14 protein-coding genes are annotated in these 15,921 nt (G+C 68.2%); 6 read left to right on the plus strand and 8 right to left on the minus strand.

Features of this window, described 5'->3' with window-relative positions; genetic code table 11:
• Positions 1-8: 8 nt before the first annotated feature.
• The 3 genes from VMT40_RS17350 to VMT40_RS17360 all read left to right on the plus strand — a co-directional run bounded on the left by VMT40_RS17350 (position 9) and on the right by VMT40_RS17360 (position 3,054).
• Positions 9-584, plus strand: coding sequence for a hypothetical protein (locus VMT40_RS17350; RefSeq protein ID WP_326359278.1), 576 nt, complete (start codon positions 9-11; stop codon positions 582-584).
• Positions 585-702: 118 nt separating this feature from the next.
• Complete coding sequence (locus VMT40_RS17355; RefSeq protein WP_442789996.1) at positions 703-2,178, plus strand: PepSY-associated TM helix domain-containing protein; 1,476 nt, start codon at positions 703-705, stop codon at positions 2,176-2,178.
• 153 nt (positions 2,179-2,331) lie between these two features.
• On the plus strand, positions 2,332-3,054 hold the full coding sequence (locus VMT40_RS17360; protein ID WP_326359279.1) for a hypothetical protein: 723 nt from the start codon (positions 2,332-2,334) through the stop codon (positions 3,052-3,054).
• Between the two features lie 33 nt (positions 3,055-3,087).
• On the opposite strand, the gene VMT40_RS17365 is transcribed toward VMT40_RS17360, so the two are convergent.
• Both VMT40_RS17365 and VMT40_RS17370 read right to left on the minus strand, forming a co-directional pair.
• A complete protein-coding gene (locus VMT40_RS17365; RefSeq protein ID WP_326359280.1) occupies positions 3,088-3,390 on the minus strand; it encodes a hypothetical protein in 303 nt (100 codons plus the stop codon).
• The gene (locus tag VMT40_RS17370; RefSeq protein ID WP_326359281.1) at positions 3,387-4,052 is read right to left on the minus strand and encodes a hemerythrin domain-containing protein; all 666 of its coding nucleotides are present in this window, start codon (positions 4,050-4,052) and stop codon (positions 3,387-3,389) included. Before VMT40_RS17370 ends, VMT40_RS17365 begins: the two co-directional genes overlap by 4 nt.
• A 112-nt stretch (positions 4,053-4,164) precedes the next feature.
• On the opposite strand from VMT40_RS17370, the gene VMT40_RS17375 reads away from it, so the two are divergent.
• Positions 4,165-4,776 (plus strand): TetR/AcrR family transcriptional regulator, encoded by a 612-nt coding sequence (locus VMT40_RS17375; protein ID WP_326359283.1) that lies wholly within the window; start codon positions 4,165-4,167, stop codon positions 4,774-4,776.
• 6 nt (positions 4,777-4,782) lie between these two features.
• Here the strand turns inward: VMT40_RS17375 and galK are convergent, their stop codons facing one another.
• Positions 4,783-5,904, minus strand: a complete 1,122-nt coding sequence (gene galK, locus VMT40_RS17380) for a galactokinase (protein ID WP_326359285.1) — start codon at positions 5,902-5,904, stop codon at positions 4,783-4,785.
• A gap of 323 nt (positions 5,905-6,227) precedes the next feature.
• Here galK and VMT40_RS17385 point away from each other — a divergent pair, with 323 nt between their 5' ends.
• Positions 6,228-7,712: a GGDEF domain-containing protein gene (locus VMT40_RS17385; protein WP_326359287.1), complete on the plus strand. Its 1,485-nt coding sequence runs from the start codon at positions 6,228-6,230 to the stop codon at positions 7,710-7,712.
• Positions 7,713-7,878: 166 nt separating this feature from the next.
• Here the strand turns inward: VMT40_RS17385 and VMT40_RS17390 are convergent, their stop codons facing one another.
• Together VMT40_RS17390 and VMT40_RS17395 are read right to left on the minus strand one after the other, a co-directional pair.
• Positions 7,879-8,682 (minus strand): DUF6319 family protein, encoded by an 804-nt coding sequence (locus tag VMT40_RS17390; RefSeq protein ID WP_326359289.1) that lies wholly within the window; start codon positions 8,680-8,682, stop codon positions 7,879-7,881.
• Between the two features lie 288 nt (positions 8,683-8,970).
• Positions 8,971-9,390 carry a hypothetical protein gene (locus VMT40_RS17395; protein ID WP_326359291.1) on the minus strand — a complete coding sequence of 140 codons (420 nt, stop codon included), beginning with the start codon at positions 9,388-9,390 and terminating at the stop codon, positions 8,971-8,973.
• Positions 9,391-9,572: 182 nt separating this feature from the next.
• Between VMT40_RS17395 and VMT40_RS17400 the strand changes: the two genes are divergently transcribed.
• On the plus strand, positions 9,573-11,540 hold the full coding sequence (locus VMT40_RS17400; RefSeq protein WP_326359293.1) for a molybdopterin-containing oxidoreductase family protein: 1,968 nt from the start codon (positions 9,573-9,575) through the stop codon (positions 11,538-11,540).
• Between the two features lie 3 nt (positions 11,541-11,543).
• Here VMT40_RS17400 and VMT40_RS17405 read toward each other — a convergent pair whose 3' ends face one another.
• The 3 genes from VMT40_RS17405 to VMT40_RS17415 all read right to left on the minus strand — a co-directional run bounded on the left by VMT40_RS17405 (position 11,544) and on the right by VMT40_RS17415 (position 15,799).
• Positions 11,544-12,428 (minus strand): SGNH/GDSL hydrolase family protein, encoded by an 885-nt coding sequence (locus VMT40_RS17405; protein WP_326359295.1) that lies wholly within the window; start codon positions 12,426-12,428, stop codon positions 11,544-11,546.
• A gap of 121 nt (positions 12,429-12,549) precedes the next feature.
• The gene (locus VMT40_RS17410) at positions 12,550-15,018 is read right to left on the minus strand and encodes an MFS transporter (RefSeq protein ID WP_326359297.1); all 2,469 of its coding nucleotides are present in this window, start codon (positions 15,016-15,018) and stop codon (positions 12,550-12,552) included.
• A gap of 121 nt (positions 15,019-15,139) precedes the next feature.
• Positions 15,140-15,799 (minus strand): phosphate signaling complex PhoU family protein, encoded by a 660-nt coding sequence (locus tag VMT40_RS17415; RefSeq protein WP_326359299.1) that lies wholly within the window; start codon positions 15,797-15,799, stop codon positions 15,140-15,142.
• Positions 15,800-15,921 lie beyond the last annotated feature (122 nt).

The following is a 15,921-nucleotide window of genomic DNA, read 5'->3' on the forward strand; positions in this document are numbered from 1 at the left end:
ATCAGCGCGTGAATATCGGATTCGGCCGCTCTACAGCGCATTCCCGCAGTGATGCTGCGGTTTTGCGCGGTGGGGCGGCCGGTTCCGTTTCGGGGGCGCTCGCGGTCGCGGCGCACGGCTTCGTGTCGGGGGCCGCGCCCCTGGAGTCCGGGCCGTTGACGCTGCTGGTCGCCGCCTCGGCCGCGGTCGGTGCGGCGGTGAGTGGGGTGCGTGCGCTGCGCACGACCACGCTCGGCCTGGTGCTCGCCTTGTTCGGCGGCCAGATGCTGGGCCATTTCAGCATGATGTGGGGCTCGCCGGGGCACAGCATGCACATGCACCATCACGCCTCCATGTGGAGTCCGGCCATGCTGGCCGCGCACACCGTGGCGGCCTGTGCGGCGGCCGTGGTCATTCTCGGCGCGGAGGCCGCGTATCGGATCGGCACCACCGTGCTGTCCTGGGCACTGCCGGTGCCCATCGCACTTCCCGTGCTCAGCGGGCCGCCGTTGCTGCCCATCGAGCATCGGGATCGAATCGTGCTGCGGGTCTTCGCGGCCGACGTCGGTCAACTGCGCGGTCCACCCGCGCTCGTTCGAGTCTGAATTCCTTTTCTTTCACCCGGGCACACGGACCTTCGCGTCCGTGTGAATTCGCTGTGCGCATCCATCCCCTGTGCCCTTGCCGTGCCCGGGTGTTCGCTCGAACACGAAAGACCCTTTGGTGACAATCACTGACAGCGGTGTCGATTCGACACCGCCGCCCTCCGCTGCCCGGGAGACGGAACCGCCGTCGCCCACCGACAAGGCTCCGAAACGCGGCCTGGGCAATGCCTTTCAGGCGCTCATGCTGCGGCTGCACTTCTACGCCGGTGTCTTCGTGGCACCGTTCATCCTGATCGCGGCCGTCACCGGTGCGCTGTACGCGATCTCGCCGACGCTGGAGAACATCACCTCCAGCGGTCTGCTGCACACCGATTCGACCGGACCGGCCAAGCCGCTGAAGGAGCAGATCGCCGCGGCGCAGACCGTGGAACCGAAGCTGGCACTGGTGGCGGTGGCCCCGGGCCAGCACACCGGCGACACCACACGGGTGATCTTCAGCGATCCGTCGCTGGGCGAGTCCGAGCGGCGGGCGGTGTTCGTCGATCCGGTCACCGCGCAGCCGGTGGGCGACAGCGTCGTCTACGGCAGCTCGGGTGCGCTGCCCATGCGCACCTGGATCGACAAGCTGCACAAGGATCTGCACCTGGGCGCGTTCGGCCGCTACTACAGCGAGATCGCGGCCTCCTGGCTGTGGCTGGTGGCGCTGGCCGGGCTGGTGCTCTGGTACCGGCGGGTGCGCGCGCGACGCGACAAGCGTTCGGCCGCCTGGCTGGTGCGACCGGATCGCTCGCGGCCGCGGGCGCGCACGCTGAATTGGCATGCGGTGGTGGGTGTCTGGATCCTGCCGGTGCTGCTCTTGCTCTCGGCGACCGGCATGACCTGGTCGAAGTACGCGGGCGAGAACGTGACCCAGCTGCGGCAGGCCATGAGCTGGACCACGCCCGCGGTCAGCGCCAAGCTGCCGGGCACCGGCGGTCCGGCCATGTCGGCGGGTGGCGAGCACGACCATCACGGTGGCGGAGCTGCCATGGCCATGCCCTCGGCCGACAAGGCCGGACTGGTCGACACCGTGTACGGCGTCGCCCGGGCCAATGGTCTGACCGGGCCGCTGGAGATCAGCATTCCGTCCAAGGACGGCATGGCCTTCGTCGCGCAGGAACTGCGCCGACCGGGTCAGTACACTCGCGATGCCATCGCGGTGGACGGCGCGACCGGCAATGTCACCGACAAGCTGCCGTACGCCGACTGGCCGCTCATGGCAAAACTCACCAACTGGGGCATCCAGTTTCATATGGGTCTGATGTTCGGCCTGGCCAATCAACTGCTGCTGCTCGCGGTCATGGTCGGGCTCGGCACGGTGATCGTGCGCGGCTATCTCATGTGGTGGCGTCGCCGCCCGACCAAGGAGTCCACGCTCTCGGTCGGTAAGGCCCCGCGCCGGGCGCTGGCGCAGACCCCGCAGATCCTGCTCGTGCCGTTGGCAGCGGCCGGTGTGGTGATCGGCTGGTTCGCGCCCATGATCGGCATTCCGCTGCTGGCATTCCTGATGATCGACGTGCTGGTGGGTGTGGGAGCCCGCCTGCGCGCCGCCTGATCCGATCCTGATCCACCCCTGATTCGAAAACCGCTGAGCGACACGGCCTCCGGGCCGTGCCGCTGGCCGGTCACATCCTCGCGCGGCTCACGCACATATATGCGGCCGTGTCCATTCGTGCGGACCCTGACCCGCACCGACGAAAGATCTCTGATGAAGCTCAACAAGTTCGCCGTGTCCGCCGCCCTCGTGACGACCGCCCTGGGGATTACCGCCGGAACCGCGCACGCCGTGCCCGCGTCCACCGACGCCGGAGTCGTGAACTACACCGCCACCACCGGCGAGCGGGACCTGACCATCCGCACGGATGCCGGGTCGCTGGTGGTCGACAACGGTGTGCTGAAGATCAAGGCCGCCGACGGCACCACCGTCGCGGGCACCGAATTGTCGCTGCGGGTGGACGATTTCGTCTTCCCCATCGCCGCCGACATCCACGACCGCGTCGCCGTCCTCACCCCGCAGGTCGATGCCGCGCACGCCGTATACCAGCCGGTCGCCCTCCCCTTCGAGAACAGCGCACCCTGGAAGTCGGACTACGACCGTGAGCAGGCCGCCTGGAGCCGCATGACCAGCACCATCTCCATGGGCGCCACCATCGGCACCCTCGCGGGCGGCCTCGGCGGCGCGGCCCTCGGCTGCCTGCTCGGCGCCGTGAGCGCCGGTGGCCTGGTCACCCTCGGCTCCGCGGGTGTCCTGGCCGCCATGTTCATCCCGCTCCTCGGCGCCGCGGGCACCGGCTGCCTCATCGGCGCGGCCGCCGTCGGCTTCCTGGGAACCATTGCCGGACAGCTGTTCGTGACGGCCCCCGTGGCCATCGCCGCCGCCGTCCAGTACTTCACCACCATCAACCAGCCGTCCATCTCGACGGTGAAGTAGGCGGGTAGCCGACCGGAGCCATCCCACCCCCCGTTATTGCGGTGGGATGGCTCCGGTGGGCATCGGCAGGCGGTCTAGGACTCGGACCGTCACCGAGTCGAGAATTACTCCGCCGGAGGTGATTTCGCGTTCGACGCCGGGACGGGTGCGCCAGGCAATGGCGTGTTCGGGGGTGTCGAATTCGACGATGACGAGAATGCGGTGCGGGTCGGTGGGGTCGGTGAGGACCATGTGGAGTTCGCCGCCCGCCGCGCGGCGGCGTTCGGTGCCTCCGGAGAAGGCGGCGCGCCAACGGTTTACGTCCTCGACGCGCTGGTCTACGACGAGATAGGTCATGATGTCGCCCTTTCCGTGAGCGACGGATCGAGATCGCGACGGAGCAGGCGGGTTTCGCGGGCGTGGGCGGGCGCGCCCAGGAAGCGGTAGAGGGCGCGGACCGGCGCGGGGATCTCCCGGAGGAAGTTCTGGCGTTCGAGGTCGTCGGCGTCTTCGAGGATGTGGCCGAGGAAGACGAGGGCACGGCGTTTGGGGAGGGAGGCCATGCCGCGTTCGCCCAGTTCGGCCCATTGGGATTCGGTGAGGGTTTCGGCTACCAGGGGCAGGACCGTGTTCTCCTCGTCGGCGAGATGTTCGGCCAGGATCGGGTGCAGGCGGGCGGCCGTGAGGGTGACCTGGTCGGCGGCGGTGGGGTCGGATTCCCACGCGGTGAGGGCGGCGTCGAGGGCGTCCATGGCGGCGGAGATGGCGGCGTGCTGGGACTCCATCGAATCGATCAAGGCCGCCTCGAGACCCGCGGAACGCAGGCGGGGCCAGACCAATTCGTCCTCGGAGTGGTGATGGTGGTGCAGGGCGGTGAGCATCTCGCGGCCGTGGCGGACCACGCGGCGGATCTGGTCGGCGTCGGATGGCGGTGTGGCCGCGGCGATCTCACCCAGCAGGCGGAATTCGCGGGTGAAGACGCGGTGCACCACGACCATGGCGTGGGTGTCGCAGCTCATTGTTTCGGTCCCCCGTTCGATTAAATGCACTGCTGTGCATTTAGTGCATACCGATATAGTGAAGGGCACCGCAGGCACTGTCAAGGTAGGAATCGAGGAAGGGCCGCCGCGCGTGAACGAAAACCCGCCGACCAGCGGACCGGGCCGGGTCGCCCAGCGTCGACGCACCCGCAAGGCCATCGTGGATGCCGCCATGGGTTTGATCGCCCAGGGCGTGAACCCCTCGATCAATGAGATCGCCGAGGCCGCCGACGTCGCGCGGCGGACGGTGTACCTGCACTTCCCCACGCTCGATCAACTGCTCCTGGACGCCACCGTCGGACTGGTGAGCGCGGATGCCGACGCGGCGATCGAACGGGCCGAGACCGACGATCCGCGCGAGCGCCTGGCCATTCTGGTGACCGCGCTGACCGACAACATCCGCGAATCCCTACCCATGGGACGGCGATTGGTGAAGCTGACCGTGGACGCGCCACCGCCGGAGCAGGGTCAACCGCGACGGGGATTCCGGCGCATCGGCTGGATCGAATGGGCCCTGGAGCCGCTGCGGGATCGGCTGTCCGCCAGCGCCTTCGAGGATCTGGTGTCACAGGTCGCGCTGGTGATCGGCTGGGAGGCGTTCATCGTGCTCACCGATGTGCGCGGACTCGAACCCGAGGACGCGCGCGAACTGTGCACGCGGGCGGCCGTCGCGCTGGTCGATGCGGCGGTGCGGGACAGGTGATTTCGCTCAGTCGAGGCGGTGCGCACCGGCGGACGGGGTGGCGGTGAAAGCGCGGGGCGGGTCGAAGCCCTTGGTCGCGAACGCTTCTCGCACCGCCTGTGAAACCTGCGATGCGCGGTCGCGGTCGACCAGGGCGATGACGCTGCCGCCGAAGCCACCGCCGGTCATGCGGGCGCCGTAGGCGCCGGAGGCGAGCGACGCGGTGACGGCGAGGTCCAAAGGCGGTGCGGAGACCTCGAAATCGTCGCGCAGGGATTCGTGGCTCGCGGTGAGGTCGGGGGCGATCTTGCGGGGGTCCGCACCCGTGCGCAATTGTTCGGCAATTCGCAGGACACGGGTGTTTTCGGTGATCACGTGGTGGGCGCGTCGCCGAAGTATCGGGTCGGTGAGGCGGTCGGCCTCGGTGGCGAAGGCGATGTCGCGCAGGGATCCGACGCCCAGTTGTGCTGCGGCGGCGGCGCATTCGGCGCGGCGGGTGGCGTACGCGCCGTCGACGAGTTGGTGCGGGCTGCCGGTGTCGAGGACCAGCAGGGACAGGCCGAAGGCGTCGAGATCGAAGGGGATCTGTTCGGTGCGACCGGTACGGGTATCGAGGAACAGCAGGTGTCCGGCCGTGCAGAGAATGGCGGCGGACTGGTCGAGCAGACCGGTCGGCACGCCTGCGTAGACATTCTCGGCGGTGCGCGCGATATCGATGATCTCGGTGTCGGACACGGTGGGCGCGAACAGGTCCCGCAGGGCGATGGCCACCGCGCACGAGAGCGCGGCCGAGGAGGACAGGCCCGCGCCGATCGGGACCGTGGCGTCCAGATCGAGGTCCACGCCCGGAATCTCGTGCCCGCGGCGCTCGAATTCGCGAATCACCCCGAGGGGATAGTGCGTCCAGGCGGGCAGCTCGGACCAGCCGCCGGTGGCGAGTACGGCGGTCGTGGTGGCGATCTCGTCGCGTTCGCCGCGCGGGGCCTGGCGCGAGCGCACTCGCACCGCACCGGCCGGGCGCGCGGCCGCGATGCAGGTCACGCCCAGCGGCAGGGCCAGCGGCAGCACGAAACCCTCGTTGTAATCGGTGTGCTCGCCAATGAGATTGACCCGCCCGGGAGCCCACCAGCGTCCCGCTCTCGATGCCATGTCGGCTCCTGTCCACAGAGTCGTGCAGGCCGTCCGGTTCGATTCGCAGGGAGCATAGCGAGTCTCGCGGAAAGCGGTCCTACGGGTTCGCCGAACTCCGCTCCGGAGCGGGCGTTTTCATGTCATGATCGGTTCGGTTGCCCAAATAGTGGCAGCGCCTTTCTCGACCGGGCACTCTGCCACCGCTCCGCGGGGACCTATGCTCGTACCGCAACACACACGGTTGATGATCGGCGGTGTCTTTTCGAGTACTGCTCGGACAAGGGGGGCTGGTGGGAACAGACGCACAACCGGCCGAACGGTCTGCTTCTGGGCAGATTCCATTGCGCCACAGAATCTGCTGGCGCACCGTGCTCTTCACCGGTGGCGTGCTCATTCTCGGTCTCCCCCTGCTGAGCGATTCCCGTGCGGTGACACTCGGCACCCTGTTCGCCTCGGTGGCCATCAGCCTCACCATGATCGGCACCGGCGTCCGCAAGTACCGGCCGCGCCATCCGCTGCCCTGGTACCTACTCTCGGCCGCCGCCGTGCAATTCGCCATCGGCACCGCCCTGCGCCACGTCTCCGAATCACAGCGACACCCGTTCGACGATCTGTTCACCCTGTTCGGATACTGCTGTGTCGGCGTCGCCGCCGTGCTGTGGCTGCGCCCGCGCCAGAACAGCACCGACCACGACCTGCTGCTGGACTCCGGGCTCATCGGCCTGGGCGCGCTGCTGCTGTCGTGGACCTTCCTCATCTCGCCGGTGCTGCGCATGGCGCACGGCGTCCACTTCGGCACCATCACCAGCGTGGCCGATCCGGTGGTGGACGCCCTGCTGCTCACGGTGATCGTGCATTCGGTCATCACCTCGGCCCGCTCGGAGACCTCACTGCGGCTGGTGCACCTGGCCATGCTGGTCATTCTGGGCGGGGACCTGGGATATCACCTGGAGACCGTCGGCTCGGCCGTGCTCGGCCGCCAGATCCAGCTGCTGCCACTGCAACTGGGCTTCACGCTGATCGGCGCGGCCGCGCTGCATCCGAGCATGGTGGTGCTGGGCGGGCCGCGCGATATCCACCCGCACCGCTCCCGTCAGCGGGCCAGCATCATCGCCATTGTCATGATCATGGCCTCGCTGGTGCCGGTGGTGGGCTCCACCCTCGATACCCTGGACCGGGTCGTGGTGTCCTCGCTGTTCGCGCTGCTACTCGGCGGCGTGCTGCTACGCAGCGAACGCGCCATCGAACGCAGCGCCCGCAGCGAACGGCGCGCGCAATATCAGGCGGACCACGACATGCTGACCGGCCTCCTGAATCGCGCCGCCCTGCTGCGGGCGCTGCATCGTAATCGGGATCGTTGGGCCGGACAGCCTTTGGCGTTGCTGTTCATCGATCTCGACGGCTTCAAGCGGGTCAACGACAATTACGGGCACGCCGTCGGCGACGAATTGATCGCCAATGCCGCGGCCCGCATTCGCCGCGTCATTCGCCGCGACGACGCGGCCGCCCGCTACGGCGGAGACGAATTCGTGGTGCTGGCCCCGCTCGCCCAGCAGCAGGCCCGCCAACTGGCCGAGCGACTACTGGCCAGCCTCGGTGAGCCCTTCGAGCTGAGCGCGGCCGAGGTGCGCATCGCCGCCAGCATCGGCATCGCCTGCACCCGGCCGCGCGAGACCGAGACCACGGTGTACGAGTTACTGCGCGAGGCGGATTCGGCCATGTATCACGCCAAGGAGTACTCCCTCGGCTACATCTTCCACGACGATCTGCGCCGCAGCCGCCCGGAAGCGGCACCGCACACCTGGGAACGGGAATCGGCGGTCTGAGGGGACGACGCGGGGCGGCCCTAGGGCGGCGACCGTCCGAGGTCCGAGAGCGCCGACCTACGGCGGTCCGAGGACGCCGCCCCACGGCTCCGAGCGGCCCAACCCTAGGAAAAGGGTTGGGCGCTAAGCATTCTCGGGCCGGGTGTGCTCGGGCCGGGGCTGCCGCTCAGGAGAGATCTTCGAGTAGCCGACGGGCCGATTCGAGCTCGGCCTGCAGCTGTTCCACCTTGGCCTGCTGGGCCAGCCGGACCGCCTCGTGAATGGAGTCGACGACCTCGGCGAATTCGGGGTGCAGGATCTTGGCGGCCTGGGCGACAGCGGAACTCGCGACCGGCAGGCCCTTGATGGTGCGCTTCTTGCCGTTCACCACATCGAGGGTCCACTCGCCCTCGGCGGTGCCGCTCAGGGTGACCGTCACCTCGGCCGCCTTCGGCTTCTTCGCCGCGGCACCGGCGGCATTGCGGGCCGGACGCGAGGCGGGCTTGCTCGGCTTGGCCTCGGCCGCCGAATCCACGGCGGGCTGCTGCGGCGCTTCGATTTTCGCCTCCGGAGCGGGCTGGGTGTGCGGGGTGTTCAGGGCGCTCGGCACGCTCGGCGCTGTCGGGGACGTCACGGGCGACGACATCGTCACGGTGGATTCCTTCCTGGTTGCCGGTTTCGGGTTAGTTCCAGTCGGTTTCGCGGCCGATGACGCACTGGCCGTTTTGCTCGGGTTCTGGCGGGCCGGTTTGTTCAGGGTCACCTCGGTGGGACCGAAGGACAGCACGTCCTTCGAGCCCGTGGGCTTCACCTGCAGGAAATCCCCCTCGGACGGATCACCGAGGGACATCACCTTTCCAGACCGACCTTCCGGTACGCCAACCGCCGCCGCGGTGAACCACACCATCGGCGGCCGACCCGCGTCGATGGCCGCGGCGATCTGCCGAATCTCGGTATCCGACAAGGGCTGTGGCTTGGTACGGGTCGACATGAGGGCACTCCGGGCGGACGGACGGACATCTGCGTGCCAAGAGCATGCACCATGGCACCGACAAATCCACATCCGGAGAATCCGCGATACCACTGCCCCGCAGGTCAGTGAACGTTTGGCTATTCCGTGAGGTGCGGCCCGGCGAACACGACCGGCGCAGGAATCCTATGCGTGCGCCCCTGTCCCCACGCAAGTTTCGCGGGCACCCGACCTCTCGCCCGCCCGATTCGCGAGCATCGCTCAGACCAGATGCGCGAGCATCGCACAGACCAGATGCGCGAGCATCGCTCAGAGCTGTTCGACCCCGCGCAGCACACACCGGACGGTCTGCGGGCGGGTCACCGGATCCAGCCGCGTCTCGGTGGTGAAGTCCTGGGTCGCGCCGGGCGCCACCAGCACCTCGGTGCGCGTGCGCTCGAGATCCCGCTCGTTGTCCGCGGACTCCGGCGTCATGAAACTGATGACCACGAGGTAGGTGTGCTCGACGACATCGCGATTGCTCACCACCGCGGTCGCCTGCCAGCCCGCGGAGGTCCCCGCGCAGCCGGTGACGAAGGCGCTGCGCTGCATCTCCTGGGTATCGCCCGCCATCGAACCGGACTGCTTGGCATGGATGGGATCGGCCGGGTTCGCATGCCCGCAGCCGGTCAGCAGCGCCACGCAACCCGTGACGACACCGACGATTCCTCGGCCGGGGGAGGTGATCATGAATCTCCGTTTCCACCGCGCACTTCCGCCCCCGCAATACTGTTGCGGCTGATTGGCCGCGCGCCGAGACTACCCCAGCCCACCCGCGTGTCGTCACACGGAGAGATTGGCGTGTCGCGTACCGAAACCACTCGCAACCTCGGCTTTCGCGCCCGACAGGTCGCTTGCCTACGATCGAGTTCGTGAAGGTCTTGGGAGCATGCCCGCTCGATTGCCCGGACGGCTGCTCGTGGGTGGTCGACGTCGAGGACGGCAAGGCGGTCGGTCTGCGCGGCAACAAGGAGCATCCGGTCACCCGCGGCGCACTGTGCGTGAAGGTGAACCGGTACCTCGAGCAGGTCCACTCCCCCGAGCGCATCACCCATCCGCTGCGCCGCGTCGGCCCCAAGGGCGAGGGCCGCTTCGAGCGGATCACCTGGGGCGAGGCCCTCGACGAGATCGCCACCCGGCTCACCGGAATCATCGACGAATTCGGCGGCGAGGCGATCTGGCCGTTCCACGGCACCGGCAGCCTCGGCTACCTGCAAGGCCTGGAAGGCTTTTCCGGGCGGCGGTTCTTCAATGCCCTCGGCGCGTCCCTGCACGATCCGACCATCTGCTCGATCGCGGGCAGCACCGGGCTGAAGTACACCCTGGGCACCGCGGGCGGCATGGATCCGGAGGATCTCGCGCAGTCGAAGCTGATCCTGTTGTGGGGCACCAATCCGCTCAGCTCGGGTCATCACGTGTGGAAGTTCATCCAGGACAGCGGCGCGTACACGGTGGCCATCGATCCGGTGCGCACCCGGACCGCCGAACGCTGTGACGAACACCTGGCTCCGCTGCCGGGCACCGATGCGGCGCTGGCGCTGGGACTCATGCATGTCATCGTGTCACTGGGCGCGCACGACAGCGAGTTCTTGGCCGCACATACCGAGGGGTGGCCCGAATTCCGTTCGCGTGTCGAGGAGTACACGCCCGAGCGCACCGCCGAGATCACGGGCCTGCCGGTGGAACGCATTGTGGCACTGGGCGAACGCATCGCCGGTACCCGACCGACCGCCATTCGCGTCTCGCAGGGCATCCAACGGCACGCGGGCGGCGGCATGGCGCTGCGCACCCTGGCCTGCCTGCCCGGGGTGACCGGCGACTGGGCGATTCCCGGTGGCGGGCTGCACTATTCGACCAGCGGCCACTTCCGGCTCGACGTGCCCGCGGTGGCGCGCTTCGACCTGCTGCCGCACCCGGTGCGCACCCTGTCCATGACGCGGCTGGGCGAGGCGCTGCTGGAAACCGATGATCCGCCGGTGCAGGCGTTGTTCGTGATCGCCGCCAATCCGGTCGGTTCCAACCCGGATCAGCGCCGGGTGATCGAGGGGCTCTCGCGAGAAGACCTGTTCACCATTGTCCTGGAACACTTTCCGACCGATACCGCCGACTACGCCGATATCGTCCTTCCGGCCACCATGCAGCCCGAGCACCTGGATGTCATTGCCGCGTACGGCAATCTCTACCTGGTCTGGAACGAACCGGCCGTGGCCCCGCCCGGCGAATGCCTGCCCACCACCGAGACCTTCCGCCGCCTGGCGCGACGGATGGGATTGACCGAACCGGCGCTGTACGACTCCGACGAGGAGCTGGCGAATCAGCTGCTGAAGCAGTACGACATCGACCGGCTGCGCGCCGAGGGCTTCCTGAAGGTCGAGCCCGGCCCGGTGCCCCGCGACAAGCTGCGCTTCGTCTCCGACCGCGCCGCCGCGGCCGGTCACGATCCGCTGGCCGGGTACACCCCGCCCGCCGACCCGGGCGACGGCCTGGTGCTCATCTCGGCCGCCTCGCACTACTTCCTCAACACCACCTTCGGCTCGAACCCCGAATTGCGCAGGCGCGCGGGCGAACCGCGGGTGACCATCCATCCGGACGACGCGGCCGCGCGGGGCATTGCCGACGGGGATCCGGTGACGGTGGCCAACGATCGCGGGTCGTTCGAGGCGATCGCCGAGGTTTCCGACATGGTCCGGCCGGGCGTGGCCGCGACCCCGAAGGGCCGCTGGGCCAAGCACACCGGTGGATCGACGGTGAACGCCACTGTCGCCGAACGGGATTCGGACTTCGGCGGCGGCGCGGTGTTCCACGACAACCGGGTGCGGATCACTCCGCGGACCCGGTAGCGCTCACATCCCCAGCGTTTCGAGAACCTTGCGGGCCTGGTAGTCCGCGCCGAGCTGATTGGGGTGGAACGGCACGGCCGGACCCACCGGGTTGCCGGAGAACGGCAGCAGGCCCTCGACCCAGCGGGTGCCGACGGGCTGGCAGGCGTCGTGGCCCGCGCTGCCGTCGTAGGTGTCGACGAAGTCGACGCCGGTGCTGGCCGCCACCCGCGCGAGCATGTCGTGCAGCTCGATCAGCTTCTGCCCCAACCAGATCGCGTCCGCGTCGGAGATGGGGATCTCCGGCCAGCAGCCGCCGTCCAGGCCGATGCCCTCGAAGTAGTCCAGCAGCAGAATGCGCGCGTGCGGCGAGCGTTCGCGAATGCCCGCGATGGTGGCCGCCACCCGCGGTTCGGCATTGGCGATCTTCTGCGACATCTGATCGACCCCGTTCACGACCAGCTTGTTCAGGCAGGGGCTGACGGCGGGGTCGAGGGTGATGCAGTCGGTGACGGTGGCCGCGAGATCCGCGTCGTTGCCGCCGATTTCGAGGGTGACCAGGTCGGTGTTCTCGGTCAGTCGGTCGAACTGGGGCGCGTTGCCGCTCTGCGGCTGGGTCATGTTCGCGGTGACCGCGCCGCCGCAGGTGGCGTCGCGGAAGACCGCCACGTTCAGCGCCGCGGCGACCTGCTTGGCGTAGTTGTGGGCGCTCTGCACGCAGATCGCCGGGGCGAACACGGTGGTGAGCTGGGTGACGGTGGCGTCGGCGGCCCACGAATCACCCAGGGCCACATACTCGTTGATGGCCGCCGGACCGGCGTCCGAGGACACCGGCTCGGCCTGGGCGGCCGCGGCGGGGAGGACGGCGGCCAAGGCGGCGGCGGTCAGCAGTGCGCGCGAGGTTTTCATAACTGTTCTTCCCTGGATCAGTCCAATACCGAATGCTGGACTGTTTTCAGAGCGAGAACCTAACAGCTGCGCGGCCACCCCGCCCGGCGAACTGGAACATTCTCAGTCCACCCCCGTTCCACTACGACTCCACCCGCTCCAGGGACTCCACCCGCTCGTAGCCGAGCAGCACATCGTGCGCCACCTCGCCGTCGGCGACCGTCACCCGGCTGAACACCGCCGGATAGCCGCGGGCCATGACGGTGTAGCGGCCCTCGGTCAGATCCGGGACGACATAGCGGCCGCGGTCGTCGGTGCGGGTGACGGCCACCAGATCACCGGCCTCGTCGAGCACGGTGATCTGCGCGTCGGGCACGGTGTCGCCGCGCTCGTTGCAGGCCGAACCGGCCAGCACCGCGCGCGGAGCCAATTCGATGTCGTGGCGCAGCATTCCGCTGTCGGGGACGGTCAGCGACACCGCCGTCGGGCGCATGTGTTCGGCCACGGCGACCAGGGTGTAGGTGCCCGCGAGCACGCCGCGGCAGACGAAATCGCCGTCGGCCGTCGTGACGGTCGAGCCCACCACGTCCCCGTAGGCGTCGGTGAGGGTGACCGTCGCATTGCCCAGGGGCGCACCGCGTCCCACCGCCCGCACCGTGCCCGACACCTCACCGGAGCCGAGCAGGGACACGTCGAGTTGCTGGGGGCGGCCGCCGACGGTGATGGTCACCGCGGCGGGCTGGTAGCCGAAGGCCGAGACGATGAGGACGTACACGCCCGCGCGCGGGACGCCGATGAGGTAGCCGCCGTCGGGTTCGCCGATGGCCCGCGACACCTGGCGCCCGTGCTGGTCGATGAGGGTCAGGACGGCGTCGGGTACGGACTGGCCGTCCTCGCGGTGAACGCAGCCGGACACCGACAGGCCCGTCGGTTCGACAAAATGGAATTCCGGCTCGGGTTCGGGCTCGGGTTCGGGGGTCTCCTCGACGACCGGCGCGGAAGCCGGACCATCCTGCAGCGGAATCTCTTTCATGAACAGCAGCACCAGAGCCGCCGCGATCGCGACGGCGGCGGCCACGAAGAAGACGCCGCTCATGGCGTGGGTGAAGCCGGTCAGGATCGGCGTGCGCACCTGCTCGGGCAGGGCCGCGATGCCGCTGGTATTGCTCTGGATTCGACCCAGTTGCGCCTCGTCGAAACCGGGCGGCAGCTGCCCGCCGAACGCGTCGAGGATCTTGCGCGGCAATAGATTGAACAGGATCGTCAGGAAGATCGCGACGCCCAGCGTGCCACCCATCTGACGGAAGAAGGTGGCCGAGGCCGTGGACACACCCATGTCCGCGCGCGGCCCGGCGTTCTGCGCGGCGATGACCAGCGTCTGCATGCACCCGCCGAGCCCGAATCCGATGACGCCGCAGTACAACAGCGGCTGCCACAGCGGGCTGTCGTAGTGCACCAGCCCGAACAGCACCGAACCGAGGCCGATCACCACCGAGCCCAGCACCGGCAGCGCCTTGTAGCGGCCGGTGAATTTGGTGATGAGCCCGGACAATTGCGCGCCGATCATGATGCCCACCACCAGCGGCAGCATGAAAAGCCCGGAGCGGGTGGGCGAATACCCGCGCACCACCTGGAAGTACAGCGGCACCAGCACGATCGCGCCGAACATGGCCACACCGACGATGAAGCCGCCGAGAATGGCGATGCTGAAGGTGAGATTCCGGAACAGCCGCAAGGGAATCAGCGCGGCGTCCTTCATGAGGAACTCGACGATCAGGAAGGCCACCAGCCCGGCCGCGGCAATGCCGTAGCAGAGCAGAGCGCGGTGGGACTGCCAACCCCACTCGCGGCCCTGCTGGGCGACAATGAGCAGCGGAACCGTGCCCGCCGCAAGGGTTATCGCGCCCAACCAGTCGGTGCGGTGCCGGTGTCGCGCAAACGGCACATCGAGCACCTTGCCGACGACCAGCAGCGCCAGCACCCCGATGGGCACGTTCACCAGAAACACCCAGCGCCAGCCCGACAGCCCCAGAATGTGATCGGCATTGGAGAAGAAGCCGCCCAGCACCGGACCCAGCACCGTGGCGATGCCGAAGCACATCATGAAATAGCCCTGGTATCGGACCCTTTCCCGAGGCGGGACGATATCGCCGATGATCGTGAACGCCAGCGACATGAGCCCGCCCGCACCCGCGCCCTGCACCGCGCGGAATCCCGCGAGCTGGTACATCGACGTCGCGAAGGTGCAGGCCACCGAACCGAGCACGAAGACCCCGATGGCAATGAGATAGCAGGGTTTTCGGCCGTAGATGTCGGCCAGCTTGCCGTACAGCGGGGTGCTGATGGTGGCGGTGATGAGATAGGCGGTGGTGGCCCAGGCCTGTTTGTCGAAGCCGTGCAGGCTATTGGCGATGCGGACGATCGCCACGCTCACAATGTTCTGGTCCAGCGCGGCCAGGAAGACGCCCAGCAACAGACCGGACAGGATGGTCATGATCTGGCGGTGCGTCAGGGTCGCTGCGGCCGTGGTTCTTTCGGCCGGGGCTACCCGGACCGGTGCTGCCACCTTCGTCTGGGCAGCAGCCGGTGACGGAATAGAGCTGTTGGTCATGTTTGGGGCCCTTGTCGGAATTCGGCTGTCCGTGCGTGCGGTGCTACTCGAAAAGACCTCGCCATGAAGCAATTCGGGCAGCTTACTCCCGTATGTCGGAACCCCGTACAGCAGGTGGTGGTTACGCCTCCGTTTGTGCGTAGAGCGGAATGCCGGTGTGGAAGAAGCGAATGAGACGGCCGATGCGCACGCAATGGTCGGCCCCGCGTTCGAAGTGGTGGGCCAGCAGCGCGATATCGATGGCCATGGCCGAGCCGTGCGGCCAGGCGTCGTCGGCGGCCAGCTCGACCAGCAGGACGCGCAGTCGCTCGACATTCTCGTCACGCGGCACCAGAGCGCGGTCGCGCGGCGGGTTCTGCGCCACAATGACTCTCACGGCCTTGTCGACCAGATGCGTGACGGCACTGGACATTTCCCCCAGCAGGGCCAACACCTGCGGCGGGGCCGCGGGATTCGGATAGCGGCGCACCACCACGTCGGCGACCCGGCTCAGCGCGCGGCTCACGGCCAGCAGGTCGTCGGCGATCTGCATGGCGGTCACCACGTGGCGCAGGTCGCGGGCCACCGGGGCCTCCAGGGCCAGCAGTATGACCGAACGGTCCTCACATTTGGCGTGCTCGATCTCCACCTTCTCCTCGAGCGCGAATACCTCGTAGGCGGCCGTGAGGTCGCTACCCGCGAGCGCGACCGCGGCCCGCTCGGAAGCCTCATGCGTCAGTCGCGCCATATGCGCGAGCTCATCGGTCAGCGCCATCAGTTCGCTGGAGAATTTCGTGCGCACTCGCATATCTTGGCCGCCCACCGACATACCTGCACACTATCGCGGGAAAAGCTTTCTCTCCGAATGCCTCTCGGTTCTTTTTGCTAGCTAAAAACAGACCGACCGGAATTTGTATGAGGAGT

This window comes from Nocardia sp. CDC160 (genome assembly GCF_035818795.1).
GTDB lineage: Bacteria > Actinomycetota > Actinomycetes > Mycobacteriales > Mycobacteriaceae > Nocardia.